We start from the raw sequence: 14,961 nt of genomic DNA, 5'->3' as shown, positions 1-14,961 counted from the left end.
TGCGACAATTACGTACAAAAATACCGGATCATGCCTGCAGATCGCGGAGCGGCGCGCGGCTCAGATCGTTGCCGGCGGCAATCGCCTTGCGCAGCAGCCGCGTCAGATCCTCGCCCTCCTTTGCGCTGAGGCCACGCAGCAGGATGCGCTGGGCCGATTCCACGGCCGGGGTGATCTTGCGCAGCGTGCGCCGGCCCTCGTCGGTGATCTCGAGTTCGCGGGCGCGGCGATCGCGGCTGGAAGCGCGGCGCTCGGCCAGTCCCTTCTGCACGAGGCGGTCGATCACGCCGGTGATGGTGGTGCGGTCATAGGCGATCAAGCCTGCAAGCGTCACCTGGTCGAGCCCCGGATTGGCCTTGATGGTCGCAAGCGCGGCGTATTGCACCGGTGTGAGATCGAAGCCGGCATCCTCGACCTCGGCCAGGAACACCGCGACGGCGATCTGCTGGAACCGGCGCGCCAGATGCCCGGGCATGTCGTTGTTGTCTTTCACCGAATTCTCTCCTCGGAGGCAGGACGGCGTACGATCGTTGACAAGCATACTGATAGTCAGCATACTGAGCAACATCAAAACAGAGGGTTGACGGGAGAGGCTCATGCAATTCCATCTGAATGGATTTCAGCCGGGCGACCCTGACATTGCCGACCCCGCCGAGCGCGTTCAGGCCCCGGGCGCGGCGGGCGCCGTGCCTGGCGAGGTCGATGTCCTCATCGTCGGCTGTGGCCCTGCCGGCCTCACGCTCGCCGCCCAGCTCGCGCAATTTCCTGACATCAAGACCTGCATCGTCGAGCAGAAGCCGGATCGCTTGCTGGTCGGTCAGGCCGACGGTATCGCCTGCCGCACCGTGGAAATGTTTCACGCCTACGGCTTCAGCGAGCGCGTGCTGAAGGAGGCCTATTGGGTCAACGAGACGACATTCTGGAAGCCGGACGAGCGGCGGCCCGAGACCATCGTCCGCAGCGGAAGGGTGCAGGACGTCGAGGACGGCCTGTCCGAATTCCCGCATGTCATCCTCAACCAGGCGCGCATCCATGACGGATTTCTCGACGTGATGCGCAAATCGCCGGCCAAGCTCGAGCCTCATTACAGCCGCCGCCTGCTCGACCTCGAGGTCGATCCGGCTGCAGGTCCAGCCGACCATGCCGTGACCGTGCGCCTCGAACGCGTCGATGCCGCAAGCGAGGGCAAGGTCGAGACGATCAAGGCACGCTATGTCGTCGGCTGCGATGGTGCGCGCAGCACCGTGCGCAAGTCGATTGGGCGCGAGCTGCACGGCGATTCCGCCAACCACGCCTGGGGCGTGATGGACGTGCTGGCGGTGACCGATTTTCCGGACATCCGCTTCAAGTCGCTGATCCAATCGGCGAAGGACGGCAGCCTGCTGATCATCCCGCGCGAAGGCGGCTACATGGTCCGCATCTATGTCGAGCTCGCCAAGCTCGATGCCGGCGAGCGCGTCGCCAGCCGCAACATCACCGCCGATGACGTGATTGCGAAAGCGCAGCGGATCCTGAAGCCCCATACGCTCGACGTGAAGGAGATCGCCTGGTGGTCGGTCTACGAGATCGGCCAGCGTCTCACCGACAAGTTCGACGACGTGCCGGACGCCGAGATCGCAACGCGCCTGCCGCGCATCTTCATCGCCGGCGATGCCTGCCATACCCATAGCCCGAAAGCCGGGCAGGGCATGAACGTCTCGATGCAGGACGCCTTCAATCTGGGCTGGAAGCTTGCCGCCGTCCTCCGGAAGCAGTGCGCCCCGAGCCTGCTGCATTCCTATTCGGCGGAGCGTCAGGCGGTTGCGAAAGAGCTGATCGATTTCGATCGCGAGTGGGCGGGGATTTTGGCTTCGTCAGCAAAGGCGGGCAGCGCCGATGCTGCCAAGACGCAGGACTATTTTGTCAGGCATGGCCGCTACACCGCGGGCACGGCGACACATTACGCGCCGTCGCTTCTTACCGGCGCAGGCTCGCATCAGCATCTCGCAGAGGGATTCATCATCGGCAAGCGCTTCCACTCGGCGCCCGTGATCCGACTTGCGGACGCAAAGCCGATGCATTTGGGTCATGCCGCGCAGGCCGACGGCCGTTTTCGGATCTACGCGTTCTCGCCTGCTGAGAATCCCGCTGCCTCGGACTCGGTCATTCGTCGCTTGTGCAATTTTCTCGCCGAGTCCCGGGAATCGCCGATCCGGCGATATACGTCCAGAAATTTCGACATCGACAGCGTGATCGATCTGCGCGCAGTGTTTCAGCAGGATCATCGAGAGCTCGCGATCGAGGCAATGCCGCCCATGTTGCTCCCAAGCAAAGGCCGTTATGGCTTGTATGATTACGAGAAAATGTTCTGTCCGGACTTCAAGAGGGGGCAGGACGTTTTCGCCATGCGCGGCATCGATCGGAAAGCCGGCTGCATGGTCGTGGTGCGCCCGGACCAGTATGTCGCGAACGTGCTGCCGCTCTCCGACTTTGCCGGGCTTGCGTCGTACTTCGACGCGTTCATGTTGCAGGTCAACTGACGGTCCGCCAGCGCGGCCTACGCGGTGTGCCGATGAACGGCGGATGAATATTGAACCGCGCGCGGCGTGCGTTTCAATCTTTCGACGGATGAGACCCTCGTGCACGGAACGCCTGTTCCGCTGGCGCGTTCCGCCTCTCAAAGGAGGAATGCGCCATGAAGTTCAGAACCGCTTTAGTTGCAGCATTTTTGCTGGTCCCAACAGCCGCATTGGCCGCGCCGGGCATCGTCACCGTCTCGACCGGCCTGCGCGCCGGGCCGGGTTCAGGCTTTCCCCTGGTCGATCGCGTCCCCGGGGGCGCCCGCGTCAACATCCACGGCTGCCTGCGCGGCAATGCCTGGTGCGACGTTAGCTTCTCTGATGATCGCGGCTGGGTGTCGTCGCAATATCTCGAATATCTCTATCGCAATCACTACGTCTATCTCCCCGACTATGTCGACGAGATCGACGTGCCCGTCGTTCCCTTCGTGCTGACTTCGTATTGGTCGAGTTACTATGGGGGACGTCCCTGGTATCGACGCCATGCCTATTGGAATAATTACTGGACCTCTCATCAGAGCGTCGCGACGCGGATGACGATCGATCCGCGCGCGGCTCGCATTGGCCGCGCGGCAACGCGCGACGCGGCGATCGCGCTCGAACGCAGCGGTGTGCGCGGCAAGGGGGCCGCCGCGATCTCAACGCGTGACGCCGCGACCACACAGCGCGATGCGGCGATCGCGAAGCGCGACGCTGCGATCGCGAAGCGCGACACTGCGATCGAGAGGCGCGACGCTGCGATCGCCAAGCGCGGCGCTGCGGTTACGCCCGACCGGGCCCGCGTTGGACCAAGTGAGCGCATCGCGCATGAGCGGACCAATGTGCAGACCCGCAATCCGCGTGATGCACAAGCCCGCATGATGCGTGAGCAGGCCGCGCCCCGCGCTCCGGTGCGTTCGCAGCCGATGGCCCGCGCGCACGAAGCGCCGCGTGTGGCCGCGCCTTCAGCGCGTCCCGCGACGCCGCATGTCGCCCAGCCAGGCGTGAGCCATGGTTCGCCGATGAATGCCCGTGCGCAGATGCCTGCGCCGCGCGCGGCCGCGCCTGCCATGCCGCACGGCGGCGGGGGCGGAGCTCCGCATATCAATGCCGCCCCGCGTGGCGGCGGCGCCCCGGCGGGCGGCCCTGCTGGCGGACATCAGAAGCACTAGCTTTGCAAAGAAAAGCCCGGCCCTGATGCCGGGCTTTTTCTTTGCCGTGTCGAGGCCTTTACAATTTAAGACAGATCTTCGCGGGCAGATTTCATCGATCGTAACATGTCTACCCAAAGGTGTAAGCATCCACTCGGGGCAGCGGGGCACGGGAGGATGATATGAGACAGAGCCAGGCGGAGACGCGCCGCCAAAATGTCGCGAAGCGCTCGATGACGAAGGAGGCCAAACAGTTGACCGGCCTGATTGCCGGGCTGCGCGAATCCCTCGAAGGGATCCACAAGGAACGGACGAGCACAAAGCTCACCGGCGCCGAGATGGGCATGCTCGACGAGCGTCGCAACAACCTGCTGCTCACCATCGCAGCCCTCGACGACCGCCTCTCCGCGGTGCAGGGGCTGATCGACCTCGGCCGACCCCACATCATCCGCGTGCACTAGCGGGTCGGATATTGGGACGATCGGTTCCATTGCTGATGTGACGGGCCGCCCCCGGCGGCCGATCCGGCACGCCATGGTCCAGCACGGCTGGTAGACGGCTCCGTCGTCGCAGGGGGAAACCTGCGACGGGTTGGAATCGCATCCCAGCGGGGTACGGCTCGACGCCGGTCGCCGGCCGATCATCGGCGCCTTGCCTGCGGATGGCACCAAATTGCCACGCTCCCGGCGAATTGCCGCCAAAGCCCGCTGCCACGAGGAGGCCGGTGCAGGGCGACGCAAGGGGATGCGAATTGGCCTACAAGATGATCGCAGAACGCGACAACGAGAAGTACAGTTTCGCCCGAGAGAGCCGGCTGCTCATCGTGGCGAAGGCGAAGGTGTGGGCGAGCGAGGGGTGGCGGGTTGTCATCACCGACCAGGACGGCAAGGCCTACGCACCGCCGGAGTTCGATCAGCTGTCGGCGGCGTGACCGAAGGGCGGGCGAGAGGACGGCATTTGAGATCGCTGTTTCGATCGGGGCGCGACCGGATCGTGCCCGTGATGACCGTTGCAGCCGCCGCTGTTCTGACGGTGACGGTCGCCGCCGCGCAAAATCTCGACGCCGGCAAGCCGCCCGCAAAGCTCTTCGCTGAGGGCTGTGCGACCTGCCATCGCAGTCCGCGCGGCCTTGCCAAGGGTCGCTTCAGCCTGACGCTGTCCTGGTTTCTCAGGGATCATTACGCGACCAGCTCGGACTCGGCCAAGGCGCTCGCGGCGTATCTTGAGTCAGTCGATACTCCGCCGCCGCGCGCTGCTACCAAGCCCGCCAAGAAGCCCGCGCGATCCGCGTCGCGTCCGCCCAAGCCGGTGCAGAGCCAGTAGGACGTGCGGGGCTGCTATCTGCGCCGATAGGTCTGCGCGAGCAGCCGTGCGTGCACGGCGCGTAGCTCGGCGCTCATCCGCGTCTGTCCCGTCGTGACATAGGAGAGCCATGCGCCGTCGGCGGCGAGGCGCACGATTTGCAGATCGGGCGCGTCGTCGGTCGTGCGATGACGCTTCAGGCGCGCCTTGATCCAGTCGTTCCAGAGCCGGCGCAGCGGCGGATCGGTGACGACGACCATGCTCAACGCCGCCCATGGGGTCGCGAAGCCGAAGGCCTTGCCCGTGAAGACCGCATTCACATAGGCCCGCGTGAAGCTGCCGTTTGGTTTCGGATCGGCTTCGATCGTGGCGTCGATCTCGGCATCGACGCGCGCGAGCAGGTCCGCAAACAGGCCCTCGATCAGCGCCTGCTTGCTGCCAAAGTGGTGAAACAGCCCGCCCTTGGTGACGCCGGCCGCCTCTGCGACCGCCTGCACCGTGACGCCGGCGACGCCGTGATCCATGGCGATCGCCGCGGCACAGTCGAGCAGCGCGCGCCGGACCTGCTCCGGCTGCTTTGCGCGGGTGTAGCGGCTTTCCGTCATCAATGCACACTGGCCTGCGAGAACAGGTTGATGACCACGACCCCGGATACGATCAACGCGATGCCGACGAAGGCCGCGGCGTCCAGCATCTGGCGGAACAGCACGAAGGAGACGGTTGCCGTCAGGATGATGCCGACCCCGCCCCAGATCGCATAGGCGATGCTCAAGGGGATGACGCGGATCGCCACCGACAGCGCATAGAACGAGGCGACATAGAACAACACCATCGCCAGCGTCGGCCACGGGCGGGTGAACTGCGCGGATTGCTGCAGGAAGGCGGACGCCGTGACCTCGAGAACGATGGCGAGGGCAAGCGCTGCGTAGGCATTGAAGGCGGAAGTCATGGTCAGCTCCGGCGCGGGGGCAAATAGAAAGATACCGCGCGGTAGGTATGTTTAGCACGCCGGGCCCGGCTTTGGCCCGAACGAGGTATCACGTGTGAGTGACGAGGCTGCGACACGCGTGACGCAGCATGAAGCCGCCGCGTGGTAAATAGCGCGGCGGCTCCAAAATTTCGTGGCGTTTCGACCGGTGTCAGCTGATCCGCACGGAGAGTTCGACGTCTTCGGCGAAGGGCGTGGACATGTAGCCGCTGCCGGGCGCGCGCACGCGCGCCAGATAGTCCGGGCTGTCGTCGGCATTGTCGGCGACGATGATCGCACCCGGTCCGAGATGGCCTTCCAGCAGATCAAGGATCTCCGGATAGAGCGCCTTGGCGCCGTCGAGCAGCACGAGGTCGATCATGGCAGGCAGATCGGCGCTGAGCGTCTTCAGCGCGTCGCCTTCACGGATTTCGACCAGATCGATCAAGCCGCCGGCGATGAGGTTTTCCCTTGCCCGCGCCGCCTTGGACGGCTCGAACTCGCTGGTGATGAGGTGGCCGCCGCCATTGTCGCGCAGGCCTGCGGCAAGGTGCAGCGTCGAGATGCCGAACGACGTGCCGAACTCGACGATCACCCTGGCGCGGGAACCGCGTGCCAGCATGTAGAGCAGGTGGCCTGTCTCGCGCGAGACCGCAAGCGGTGCGTCCTTCAGGCGTCCGTAGAGGTCGCGATAGTCGGTCTTGCTGCGCATCAAGCGCGCCCGGTCTGCGTCGGACAAATCTGCGACGGCGGCGCCGGTTGCGTCGTTTGCCGCCTCGGCCGCGTCGAACAGGCGGTCCAGCAGCGGCGCAAGCGATGTGATGGTCGGGGTGGTCATAAGAGGTCTCCAGAGTTGGCGAAGGAAACGCGTGCTTGCGTGCCGAGTGAAATACGACTAATTCGTCGCATTTCCTATTCGCATTGCCTGAGTGGGGCCATGGCCGATCGTCGAAGCCGTTCAATTTCCTCACGAAAACAGCCGCAACAGGCCCGCTCCAGCGAGCTTGTCGCGGCCATTCTCGATGCCGCTGTTCAGGTCCTGGCGAAGGAGGGCGCGCAGCGTTTCACCACGGCGCGGGTGGCGGAGCGGGCCGGGGTGAGCGTCGGGTCGCTGTATCAGTATTTTCCGAACAAGGCCGCGATCCTGTTCCGTCTCCAGAGCGATGAGTGGCGGCGCACGAGCGACCTCTTGCGCGGCATCCTCGCGGACCGGACGAAGCCACCGCCGGCGCGGCTGCGCGCGCTGGTCCACGCCTTCATTCTGTCCGAGTGCGAGGAGGCTGCGATCCGCGGCGCGCTCAGCGATGCGGCGCCGCTCTATCGCGACGCGCCCGAGGCGCAGGACGCGCGGGCCGCCGGTGAGGGGATCATCGGGGCGTTCATGCGGGAATCGCTGCCCAAAGGCTCGGAGGCGACCCGTGCGCTTGCCGGCGAGCTGATCAAGACGACGCTGAGCGAGGTCGGCAAGCGGTTTTCGGAAATGCCGCGCAGCCAGGCCGAGATCGCGCGTCATGCCGACGGGTTGGCCGACATGTTCTGTGCTTACCTCGGTGAGCTGGCGCGACGCTGAAGCTACTCTTGCCACACACGACGTTTGACCTTACGGACCTCTTTCATGCTCGTGATCTCCATTCAAAGCCAGGTGGTCCACGGCCATGTCGGCAACAGCGCGGCCGCCTATGCCATTCAGGCGGAGGGCGTGAACGTTGCGGCGGTGCCGACGACGCTGCTGTCCAACCATCCGCGCTATCCGAGTCTGCGCGGGCGGGTGCTGGAGACCGAGCTCGTCGCCGATCTTCTGACGGGCGTGGAGGAGCGCGGGCTTGTTGACGAAGCGGCCGTGCTGGTGACGGGCTATCTCGGCTCGCCGGGCAACGCTGCCGTTATCGCCGATTTCGTCGAGCGGGCGCTCACGCGGAATTCCAAGCTCGTCTATCTCTGCGATCCCGTGATCGGCGATGATGGCCGCGTCTATGTCGCCGACGGCATTTTGGACGTTGTCCGGCACCGACTGCTGCCGGCCGCAAATCTGGCGACGCCGAACCAGTTCGAGCTCGAGCTGCTCTCAGGCCTTACGATCGCGGACGCGCAGGGCCTGCGCGCGGCGTGTACAGCGTTGGCGGGGACCGGCCGCATCGACATCGTCGCCACCGGCTGCACGCTCACCGATACGCCCGAAGGGCAGGTGGAGACGATACTGTGCGCCGACGGGCAATTGTCGCGCTTTGCGACGCTGCGTCTGCCGATCCGCCCCTACGGCACCGGTGATCTCCTCACGGGCCTGATCGCCACGCATCTGGCCAAGGGCGAGGCGACGGAGGCCGCGGTGCGGCTGGCGGTCGAGACCATCTTTGCGGTGCTGGTGCGTACGCAGGAGGCCGGCACGGCTGAGATGCGGCTCGTTCCACTGCCGACGCCGGGACGCGCGCCGTAACGGTCTCAGGTCGCGCGCTTGCCGGTCGATTGCGCCGATTTCTGCGGCTTGGCCGGGCTCTTCTGCTCACGCGCGGCCTGTGCCTTTGGCGACTTTGCCTGGGCCACAGCGCGCGACTTCTTCGGTTTGGCGCTGGCGACTTCCTTGCGCTCACTCGTGCCACGCTTTGAGATGTATTCGGCGCCATCGACGGGGCCGACATGCGGCGGATCGCGGCCGAGATAGGGGCGGCCGATGCCGTAGGCCTTGCCGTTGGCGTCGACCCACTTCCACAGAATTTCCGTCGAGACCCAGCGCTGCGCGCGGTTATTGCCCTGGGTGCTGACGATGTCCGCCGCCATGCCGTGGCCGTAGCCGCCGCGCGTGCTGCCGCCGTGATAGGAGCGGTCGGAGGCGGCCTTCAGGCCGCTGGCGATCGACTGGCGATAATTGTCACGGAACGCGCTGGTGATGCCGGGCGAGAGTCCGGCGGCTTCCGCGGCGAGCAGCGTGCGGAACAGCTTCCGCTTGAAGCTCTTGTCCATGCCGCCGATGACGTAGTCCATCATCGACATGCCGGCGTGCTCGGCGGCCTTCGGATCCTTCCAGCCGAAATCCTCGTCGACCAGCTTGGTGAAGCTGCGCATCACCGTGACCGTCTTGCCCTTGCGCTTGACGGTGACGGCGCGGCGCTCCTGGACCTTGATCGAGTCCTCTTTTGCGGTGCGCTGATAGAGCGCCCAGAGGTAGCGGTCGATGCAGGCATCCATGACGAAGCATTCGTCGAGCACGGCGACGGTGTCGGCCGGCGGCGATGCCTTGCTCGCAGGCGTGACGGGGCCGCTCGCGATCGCCGCGGGCGACAGCGCGTCGGTCGTCACGATCTCGGTGGGATCGGCAGATGCGAGCTTGACGGGCGGCGGCGCTGCAACTGGGGCAGCCTCGCTGATGACGGGCTCTGGCTCAGGCGATATCTGCGGCGCGGGCGGCGTCTCCGTCGCAAGGATCAGCGCCGGATCTGCCGAGGCGAGCTTGACGGCGGGAAACTCGGGCACCGCTTCAGTGATCGTCGGGGCCGGTGCCGCAGCGACGGCAGCCGCGATGTCGGCGGTCAAGGCGATGCCGTCCTCGATCGTCGCAGCGTGCGGGACGTCGGCGAGGTCGAGCCGGCTGAGATCCTTCGCGCGCGACACGGCAGCCGCATTGGCGCCGCTGTTCTCGATGAGGGCAGGGGCATAGGCGGAGAGGGAAAGCGCCAGCCAGCCGGCGAGAACGGCCGAGGGGCACGCGACCGCCACCAGAAGAGACCGCCGATCGTTCATGATCCCTGCCTCCAAACGGTTCTGTTCGGACACGCTTTGTCGGAACAGTCATGATGCAAAAACAGTCTTGCACGGAAAGGCACGCAGCGCGTCGATTGTTCGGAGGACCGTGTGGCGACGCAATGGCGTAATTCGGAGAAATCGGACTTTTCGCGGAGGTGTTGCCAAGCTGCAACGCGAGTTCCCACTGCGGTTTTCAACGGAATCGCCAGCAAATGCGGCGTTCATTGTCGTCAACTTGAAGCGATCGAATTCACTCAATCTTGGATTGTGGTCGTGCATTTCTCGCCTGCAGGCCGTTCCGACAGGGTTGGGAAGGACACGATTGTGAAGTTGAAATGCAAATGGGCTGAATTCGTCGCCGATGAATCCGGCGCCACGGCGATCGAATACGGCCTGATCGCAGCCGGCATCGCGCTCGCGATCATCGAGATCATCTATGCCCTCGGCACCGATCTCGTCGCAAAGCTGCAAGCGCTGGCGACCGCCTTGAAATAGGGCGTCGCGCCACGGCATCGATGAACGGAGTGCGGGGCGGGCATCACCTTCTTGATGAGGGCGTCTTGCCGATGCGTTGCCGCAACTTTGTTGCGGCTGGCGCGTTTGGTCGGCCATGACGCATTCCTCGCTTCGTCCCATGGACGCCTTCGATCCCACCGAGCCCGCCATCCTGCACGATCGCATCACGGACACGATCATCACCTGGACCGCTGATCAGGCCGACGATTACCGCCAGGCCAGCCGCCCGGGCGAGGATGGAACCGTGGCCTGGAAGGCCTATCTGTTCGATGGCTGGGGCAATGTGCTCGGTGGCTGAGCACCGTCCATAAAACCGTCATGTCGCGGCCGGCGGTGATTCGGCCAACGCCTTGTACGCATTAAACATATCGCCATGCATAACACGCGCTGTTGCAATGCAACAAAGCATGTCGCAACGCAGCAAAACGCGCCTAAATATGCTCCGACTCTTCCACTCAGGAGCATCACCAATGAACAAGAAGACTCTGTCGATCGCCGCCGCCATCCTGACGATCGCGGGCAGCACCGCGGCTTTCGCCGCCGAACTGCCGACTTACGAGACCGATGGATTTCCGGTCTCGCCCTTGCAGGTTCGCGTCCTCGGCGCCGCGCATGTCGAGCAGCAGACCGCTGCGCCGACCACGCTGGCCTCGGTCCACCAGGCGAAGGTGCTCAGCCCTCGCAAGGTGAAGACCGCGACCGTTGGCGTGGCCCACTAAGCTGACATCGTGAACGGCAGATGGGTTCCGCGGAGAGGCGGGACCCATCTGCATCACGTGATCGAAATCGACGCTGCTCGCGCATCGTGCAAATGTCTCGGCACGATGAATTGACCCCGATGCGCTGATTGAGAATCCGGCCGCGAACAAGTTCGCGTGAATGTGCGGGTGATGTATGCCCGTTCATAACGGGCTTGTTCCTTTTAACAGTTGCTTTGCACGTCGCGTTGCTTGATGCGGCCGCCGCATTGTTGCGGCCAATTTTGAAATCATAATGGAGGCCATTATGCCCGTTGCGCAGAAAGTCGTTGCCGCCACCACGTCGCCGCGTGCGTTCATTCTCAAGCAGACAGCTTTGTTCGCCGCCGCCGCTTTGTTCGTGTTCGTCCTGAGCCTGACCTACGGCCTCGATCTCAGCCCCGGATTTTTCTGAGCGACTTCCAGCGGCGCGCTAAGCTCTCCGCGCGCGCAGGCTTGACGGCGAGCGGCCGTAGAGCTCGGCGAAGGCGGCGTTGAATCTGCGCAGGCTGCCGAAGCCGGCCTGGAATGCGATATCGGTCATGCTGTCGTCGCCGGCATCGAGCAGGCGCTTGGCGCGCTGGACCCGCAGCGTCCTGGCGAGCTGCTGCGGCGTGGCGCCGACGTGGCGCTCGAACAGGCGCGCCAGATGACGCGACGAGATGCCGAGCCGCATCGCCAGATCGACCACCGAGCCTTCGTCGAGCGCGCCGTCATCGATCAGCTTGATGGCCCGCGCCACCGTGGAGCGCGTGCCGTTCCAGGCCGGGCAGAACGGCGCAGTCTCGGGCCGGCAGCGCAGGCAGGGCCGGAAGCCGGCGGCCTCCGCCGCCGCCGCCGTCGGATAATAGGCGACGTTGCGCGTCAGCGGCTGCTTGGCCGGGCAGACCGGGCGGCAATAGATGCCCGTGGTCTTCACCGCCGTGAAGAAGCGGCCGTCATATCGGGGATCGCGACGCAGGCGCGCGGCGTTGCAGACATCGAAGCTCAGCATGGCCGATCATAACGCATGATGGCACCGGCGGAAGGGCTGCGGGATGACCGAGTCCGATTGTGGCGAGCTGCAAGGCGCATCGCGGCCTAGAAGGCGCCCCTCAACGAAAACGAGGGAGCATCATGTCCAGCCCAAAAGATATCGTCCTGAACGCGTGGAAGATCTTTTCGTCGCGCGATGCCGAGCGCATCGCCGCATTGTTCACCGACGACGCCGAATGGATCGCGCCGAAGGGCAATGCCACGGCCGTCGCGCTCGATCACACCGACCACATGGCCGGACCGCACCAGATCGCGCGCTTCATCGCGCAGGAGATGCACACGATGTTCTCGAACATCGATATCGCGTTCCGCGGCGTCTATGCCGACGGCGACGTCGTGATCGTGGAGGAACGAATGCGCGCCACGCTCCCCGGCGGCAAGCCGTACGAGAACGATTATTGCTTCGTGTTCACCGTGGCGGGCGACCGGATCCGGCAGGTGCGGGAATACATGGATACGCGCAAGGGATGGCGGATGGTCTTCGAACAGGAGGCGTGATGCGTGGGCCCCACAATCATCGCTGCGTGCCAGCCCTGCAGCGGCGTGGGTTGAGCCGATTTACACGCTGACATAAGGCTTGGTCCATGGATCAGCGGACGAGCGGCGCCGACGCTCTATCTCAGAACAAGGATGCGGCGCCGGCACTGGTCGGCGTAACTTGCGGCCTTGCCGCGGCGCTGTTCTGGGCGCTCGGCTTTGCCGCCACGCGGCATGGCCTCAAGCTCGGCTTCACGCCGGTCGATCTGCTGGTGCATCGCTATGTCTGGTCGGGGATCGCGTTCCTGCCGCTGGTGTTCCGCGCCGGCATCTCCGATCTCTGCGGTATCGGCTGGAGCAGGGGCCTTGTGCTGATGGTGCTCGGCGGCCCCGTGATGTCGCTGATCTCCTACACCGGCTTCCTGTTCGTGCCGCTCGGCCATGGTAGCGTGATCCAGCCCTCCTGCGCGACGCTCGGCGGCCTGCTGCTCGCGGCGGTCGTGCTGAAGGAGCACATCTCCGCCTCGCGGCTTGCCGGCGCCGTCGTCATCGTCGGCGGCCTCGGCGTGATCGGAGCGGAATCGATCGGCCATATCGGGGCCGACGGCGTGCTCGGCGATTTGATCTTCGTGCTCACCGGATTGATGTTCGCCGGCTTCGGCGCAGCTCTGCGCCACTGGCGCGTCTCGGCCGTGTCGGCCGCGCTGGTCATCAACGTGCTGTCGCTGCTGCTGCTGCCGGTCTACATCGCAACCGTCGGGCTCGCCCATGTCGCGGCGATCGGCGTGACCGAGAATGCGATCCAGGCGCTGGCGCAGGGCGTGCTCGCGGGCCCCGCCGCGCTCTATCTCTACGCCGTCTCGGTCCAGCGCCTTGGCGTTGCCCGCGCCGCGGTGTTTCCGGCCTGCGTGCCGGCGCTGACGCTGCTCACCGGCTGGCTGCTGCTCGGCGAGCCGCCGACGATGCTGCAGGCCGCGGGGCTGGTGACGGTGCTCTGCGGGTTCTATCTGGCGCAGCGGCAAAGCTAAGCGCGAGCTACGCCTTCTTCACGAACTCCGACTTCAGGTTCATCGCGCCGATGCCGTCGATCTTGCAGGCGATGTTGTGGCCGTCGCTGGCGTCCTGCAGGCGGATGTTACGCACCTTGGTGCCGCCCTTCACCACCGAGGAGGAGCCCTTGATCTTGAGATCCTTGATCACGATGACGCTGTCGCCGTCGGCGAGCACATTGCCGTTGGCATCGCGCACGCCCGCATCCTGCGCGGTGTCCGCCGCCGCCTCCGCCGCACCGCTCCATTCATGGCCGCATTCCGGGCAGACCCAGAGATCGCGGTCCTGATAGGCGTGCTCGGAGCTGCAGGCGGGGCATTTCATCGTGTCGGTCATGGCAAGTCTCGTTGAACCCTTCTCTCGTCTCACGCTTCGTTCGCGGCGCGACCGTAGGGGCAGGATCGCGGAAAGCAAGGAAAAGCTGCGGACTGAGATCTGCTGCCGGTGCGATATCACCGAAACAGCGCGACGAAGATCACGTAGAACCAGCCCAGGATGCCGTGGATGATCGCCCACAGTATCGAATGGTTGTTGGTGTAGGAGATCGCGATGGCGAGCGCCGAGCCGAAGCCGACGCCGTATTTCGCGCCCTCGACGTGGACGCCGTAAGAGCGGTTGCCGTTCATGGTGATGCCTCCGTGAGTCGTTGACGGGCGCGAGCCTATGCGGTTGCAGCGATCCTGGCGACCGGCTTGATCCGTGAGGCAATGTCGCCCTTGCGAGTTGAGCTGCCTCAACGCCTCCGACACATCGAATCTCGAAAACAACCCCATGCACAGTAGAGGTGGCCTTGATAACGCTCGCATTTTCGGGTATGCCGAATAATATTCTGATGCGTCGGGCAAAACAGTGGCATGATGCGATGGTGCCGCTCGTCCGCGAGGCGCTTTGTGCGGAGTGCGTGGCCTGGATGGAGTGTCAGCAAAATCCTGGTCCCCATGCGGCAACATCCCGGATTGCGCTGCCCTCCATCCGGGCTACGCTCGCTGCGCAACCGCGCAACGAGTCCGGCATGACCTTCCTCCTCAACATCGACGTCCCCGACGTCGCGCAGGCCACGAGCTTTTACACCGCCGCCTTCGGCCTCACCGTCGGCCGCCGCTTCGGCGCCGACTTCGTCGAGCTGCTCGGCTGGCCCGCGCCGGTCTATCTCTTGACCAAGCAGGCCGGCACGTTAGGTGCCGGCGGCGATCGCCGCCGCTACGAGCGGCACTGGACGCCGGTGCATATCGACGTCATCGTCGACGATGTCGACGCCGCCGTCGCGCGTGCGCTCAGTGCCGGAGCGATCCTGGAGGCGCCGGCGTGCGATGCGCCGTATGGACGGATTGCGATGCTGGCCGATCCGTTCGGCCACGGCTTTTGTCTGCTGGCGTTCAGCGAGAAGGGGTACGATGCGCTCGTGGGAAGTTCGTAATTCGTAGCGCGGGTGAGCGAAGCCACAATCGGGA

At 65.0% G+C, this 14,961-nt stretch carries 22 protein-coding genes; 14 read left to right on the top strand and 8 right to left on the bottom strand.

Going from position 1 to position 14,961, the window contains the following annotated elements; genetic code table 11:
• Positions 1 to 28: 28 nt before the first annotated feature.
• A complete protein-coding gene (locus RAD10_RS27665) occupies positions 29 to 493 on the bottom strand; it encodes a MarR family winged helix-turn-helix transcriptional regulator (RefSeq protein ID WP_461619976.1) in 465 nt (154 codons plus the stop codon).
• A gap of 103 nt (positions 494 to 596) precedes the next feature.
• Between RAD10_RS27665 and RAD10_RS27660 the strand changes: the two genes are divergently transcribed.
• The 5 genes from RAD10_RS27660 (at position 597) to RAD10_RS27640 (ending at position 5,011) form a co-directional block, all read left to right on the top strand.
• A complete protein-coding gene (locus RAD10_RS27660; RefSeq protein ID WP_461619975.1) occupies positions 597 to 2,519 on the top strand; it encodes an FAD-binding monooxygenase in 1,923 nt (640 codons plus the stop codon).
• A gap of 155 nt (positions 2,520 to 2,674) precedes the next feature.
• Complete coding sequence (locus RAD10_RS27655; protein WP_461619974.1) at positions 2,675 to 3,709, top strand: SH3 domain-containing protein; 1,035 nt, start codon at positions 2,675 to 2,677, stop codon at positions 3,707 to 3,709.
• A 212-nt stretch (positions 3,710 to 3,921) separates the two neighbouring features.
• Entirely contained in the window at positions 3,922 to 4,149 is a 228-nt protein-coding gene (locus RAD10_RS27650) for a hypothetical protein (protein WP_244550826.1), read from the top strand.
• 263 nt (positions 4,150 to 4,412) lie between these two features.
• Entirely contained in the window at positions 4,413 to 4,619 is a 207-nt protein-coding gene (locus RAD10_RS27645; protein ID WP_028144895.1) for a hypothetical protein, read from the top strand.
• 71 nt (positions 4,620 to 4,690) lie between these two features.
• Positions 4,691 to 5,011, top strand: a complete 321-nt coding sequence (locus tag RAD10_RS27640) for a hypothetical protein (protein WP_028144894.1) — start codon at positions 4,691 to 4,693, stop codon at positions 5,009 to 5,011.
• Positions 5,012 to 5,025: 14 nt separating this feature from the next.
• On the opposite strand, the gene RAD10_RS27635 is transcribed toward RAD10_RS27640, so the two are convergent.
• The 3 genes from RAD10_RS27635 to RAD10_RS27625 form a co-directional block, all read right to left on the bottom strand.
• Entirely contained in the window at positions 5,026 to 5,595 is a 570-nt protein-coding gene (locus tag RAD10_RS27635) for a TetR/AcrR family transcriptional regulator (protein ID WP_461619973.1), read from the bottom strand.
• On the bottom strand, positions 5,595 to 5,939 hold the full coding sequence (locus RAD10_RS27630; protein WP_028144892.1) for a DMT family transporter: 345 nt from the start codon (positions 5,937 to 5,939) through the stop codon (positions 5,595 to 5,597). The genes RAD10_RS27635 and RAD10_RS27630 overlap by 1 nt, the downstream gene beginning before the upstream one ends.
• A gap of 190 nt (positions 5,940 to 6,129) precedes the next feature.
• Positions 6,130 to 6,795, bottom strand: a complete 666-nt coding sequence (locus RAD10_RS27625; RefSeq protein ID WP_461619972.1) for an O-methyltransferase — start codon at positions 6,793 to 6,795, stop codon at positions 6,130 to 6,132.
• A 99-nt stretch (positions 6,796 to 6,894) separates the two neighbouring features.
• Here RAD10_RS27625 and RAD10_RS27620 point away from each other — a divergent pair, with 99 nt between their 5' ends.
• Both RAD10_RS27620 and pdxY read left to right on the top strand, forming a co-directional pair.
• The gene (locus RAD10_RS27620) at positions 6,895 to 7,527 is read left to right on the top strand and encodes a TetR family transcriptional regulator (RefSeq protein ID WP_461620071.1); all 633 of its coding nucleotides are present in this window, start codon (positions 6,895 to 6,897) and stop codon (positions 7,525 to 7,527) included.
• A gap of 45 nt (positions 7,528 to 7,572) precedes the next feature.
• Positions 7,573 to 8,391: a pyridoxal kinase gene (gene pdxY / locus RAD10_RS27615; RefSeq protein WP_461619971.1), complete on the top strand. Its 819-nt coding sequence runs from the start codon at positions 7,573 to 7,575 to the stop codon at positions 8,389 to 8,391.
• A 5-nt stretch (positions 8,392 to 8,396) separates the two neighbouring features.
• Here pdxY and RAD10_RS27610 read toward each other — a convergent pair whose 3' ends face one another.
• The gene (locus RAD10_RS27610; RefSeq protein ID WP_461619970.1) at positions 8,397 to 9,692 is read right to left on the bottom strand and encodes a hypothetical protein; all 1,296 of its coding nucleotides are present in this window, start codon (positions 9,690 to 9,692) and stop codon (positions 8,397 to 8,399) included.
• Between the two features lie 333 nt (positions 9,693 to 10,025).
• On the opposite strand from RAD10_RS27610, the gene RAD10_RS27605 reads away from it, so the two are divergent.
• The 4 genes from RAD10_RS27605 (at position 10,026) to RAD10_RS27590 (ending at position 11,363) form a co-directional block, all read left to right on the top strand.
• Positions 10,026 to 10,190: a Flp family type IVb pilin gene (locus tag RAD10_RS27605; RefSeq protein WP_461620070.1), complete on the top strand. Its 165-nt coding sequence runs from the start codon at positions 10,026 to 10,028 to the stop codon at positions 10,188 to 10,190.
• Between the two features lie 115 nt (positions 10,191 to 10,305).
• On the top strand, positions 10,306 to 10,509 hold the full coding sequence (locus RAD10_RS27600; RefSeq protein ID WP_091956908.1) for a hypothetical protein: 204 nt from the start codon (positions 10,306 to 10,308) through the stop codon (positions 10,507 to 10,509).
• 172 nt (positions 10,510 to 10,681) lie between these two features.
• Positions 10,682 to 10,930: a hypothetical protein gene (locus tag RAD10_RS27595; protein ID WP_461619969.1), complete on the top strand. Its 249-nt coding sequence runs from the start codon at positions 10,682 to 10,684 to the stop codon at positions 10,928 to 10,930.
• A gap of 286 nt (positions 10,931 to 11,216) precedes the next feature.
• Complete coding sequence (locus RAD10_RS27590; RefSeq protein WP_162832230.1) at positions 11,217 to 11,363, top strand: hypothetical protein; 147 nt, start codon at positions 11,217 to 11,219, stop codon at positions 11,361 to 11,363.
• 18 nt (positions 11,364 to 11,381) lie between these two features.
• Here RAD10_RS27590 and RAD10_RS27585 read toward each other — a convergent pair whose 3' ends face one another.
• Entirely contained in the window at positions 11,382 to 11,942 is a 561-nt protein-coding gene (locus RAD10_RS27585) for a bifunctional transcriptional activator/DNA repair enzyme AdaA (RefSeq protein ID WP_461619968.1), read from the bottom strand.
• Positions 11,943 to 12,064: 122 nt separating this feature from the next.
• Here RAD10_RS27585 and RAD10_RS27580 point away from each other — a divergent pair, with 122 nt between their 5' ends.
• Together RAD10_RS27580 and RAD10_RS27575 are read left to right on the top strand one after the other, a co-directional pair.
• A complete protein-coding gene (locus tag RAD10_RS27580; RefSeq protein ID WP_461619967.1) occupies positions 12,065 to 12,481 on the top strand; it encodes a nuclear transport factor 2 family protein in 417 nt (138 codons plus the stop codon).
• Positions 12,482 to 12,567: 86 nt separating this feature from the next.
• On the top strand, positions 12,568 to 13,488 hold the full coding sequence (locus tag RAD10_RS27575; RefSeq protein ID WP_091956906.1) for a DMT family transporter: 921 nt from the start codon (positions 12,568 to 12,570) through the stop codon (positions 13,486 to 13,488).
• A gap of 7 nt (positions 13,489 to 13,495) precedes the next feature.
• Here the strand turns inward: RAD10_RS27575 and RAD10_RS27570 are convergent, their stop codons facing one another.
• Positions 13,496 to 13,846: a zinc ribbon domain-containing protein YjdM gene (locus RAD10_RS27570; protein WP_018322971.1), complete on the bottom strand. Its 351-nt coding sequence runs from the start codon at positions 13,844 to 13,846 to the stop codon at positions 13,496 to 13,498.
• 116 nt (positions 13,847 to 13,962) lie between these two features.
• On the bottom strand, positions 13,963 to 14,136 hold the full coding sequence (locus tag RAD10_RS27565) for a hypothetical protein (RefSeq protein WP_461619966.1): 174 nt from the start codon (positions 14,134 to 14,136) through the stop codon (positions 13,963 to 13,965).
• A gap of 386 nt (positions 14,137 to 14,522) precedes the next feature.
• Between RAD10_RS27565 and RAD10_RS27560 the strand changes: the two genes are divergently transcribed.
• Complete coding sequence (locus tag RAD10_RS27560) at positions 14,523 to 14,927, top strand: VOC family protein (RefSeq protein ID WP_461619965.1); 405 nt, start codon at positions 14,523 to 14,525, stop codon at positions 14,925 to 14,927.
• Positions 14,928 to 14,961: the final 34 nt, after the last annotated feature.

The sequence above is a fragment of the Bradyrhizobium sp. 23AC genome, assembly GCF_054863025.1.
Note: the sequence above shows the minus strand (reverse complement) of the source record. Positions and strands in the feature narration are given on the sequence as shown.

Bases quoted from the DNA above. Each gene is read 5' to 3' on its own strand.
- RAD10_RS27660 (WP_461619975.1), top strand. From the start codon at position 597: ATGCAATTCCATCTGAATGGATTTCAGCCGGGCGACCCTGACATTGCC.
- RAD10_RS27655 (WP_461619974.1), top strand. From the start codon at position 2,675: ATGAAGTTCAGAACCGCTTTAGTTGCAGCATTTTTGCTGGTCCCAACA.
- RAD10_RS27650 (WP_244550826.1), top strand. From the start codon at position 3,922: ATGACGAAGGAGGCCAAACAGTTGACCGGCCTGATTGCCGGGCTGCGC.
- RAD10_RS27640 (WP_028144894.1), top strand. From the start codon at position 4,691: ATGACCGTTGCAGCCGCCGCTGTTCTGACGGTGACGGTCGCCGCCGCG.
- RAD10_RS27635 (WP_461619973.1), bottom strand. From the start codon at position 5,595: ATGACGGAAAGCCGCTACACCCGCGCAAAGCAGCCGGAGCAGGTCCGG.
- RAD10_RS27630 (WP_028144892.1), bottom strand. From the start codon at position 5,939: ATGACTTCCGCCTTCAATGCCTACGCAGCGCTTGCCCTCGCCATCGTT.
- RAD10_RS27625 (WP_461619972.1), bottom strand. From the start codon at position 6,795: ATGACCACCCCGACCATCACATCGCTTGCGCCGCTGCTGGACCGCCTG.
- RAD10_RS27620 (WP_461620071.1), top strand. From the start codon at position 6,895: ATGGCCGATCGTCGAAGCCGTTCAATTTCCTCACGAAAACAGCCGCAA.
- pdxY (WP_461619971.1), top strand. From the start codon at position 7,573: ATGCTCGTGATCTCCATTCAAAGCCAGGTGGTCCACGGCCATGTCGGC.
- RAD10_RS27610 (WP_461619970.1), bottom strand. From the start codon at position 9,692: ATGAACGATCGGCGGTCTCTTCTGGTGGCGGTCGCGTGCCCCTCGGCC.
- RAD10_RS27600 (WP_091956908.1), top strand. From the start codon at position 10,306: ATGACGCATTCCTCGCTTCGTCCCATGGACGCCTTCGATCCCACCGAG.
- RAD10_RS27595 (WP_461619969.1), top strand. From the start codon at position 10,682: ATGAACAAGAAGACTCTGTCGATCGCCGCCGCCATCCTGACGATCGCG.
- RAD10_RS27590 (WP_162832230.1), top strand. From the start codon at position 11,217: ATGCCCGTTGCGCAGAAAGTCGTTGCCGCCACCACGTCGCCGCGTGCG.
- RAD10_RS27585 (WP_461619968.1), bottom strand. From the start codon at position 11,942: ATGCTGAGCTTCGATGTCTGCAACGCCGCGCGCCTGCGTCGCGATCCC.
- RAD10_RS27580 (WP_461619967.1), top strand. From the start codon at position 12,065: ATGTCCAGCCCAAAAGATATCGTCCTGAACGCGTGGAAGATCTTTTCG.
- RAD10_RS27575 (WP_091956906.1), top strand. From the start codon at position 12,568: ATGGATCAGCGGACGAGCGGCGCCGACGCTCTATCTCAGAACAAGGAT.
- RAD10_RS27570 (WP_018322971.1), bottom strand. From the start codon at position 13,846: ATGACCGACACGATGAAATGCCCCGCCTGCAGCTCCGAGCACGCCTAT.
- RAD10_RS27565 (WP_461619966.1), bottom strand. From the start codon at position 14,136: ATGAACGGCAACCGCTCTTACGGCGTCCACGTCGAGGGCGCGAAATAC.
- RAD10_RS27560 (WP_461619965.1), top strand. From the start codon at position 14,523: ATGACCTTCCTCCTCAACATCGACGTCCCCGACGTCGCGCAGGCCACG.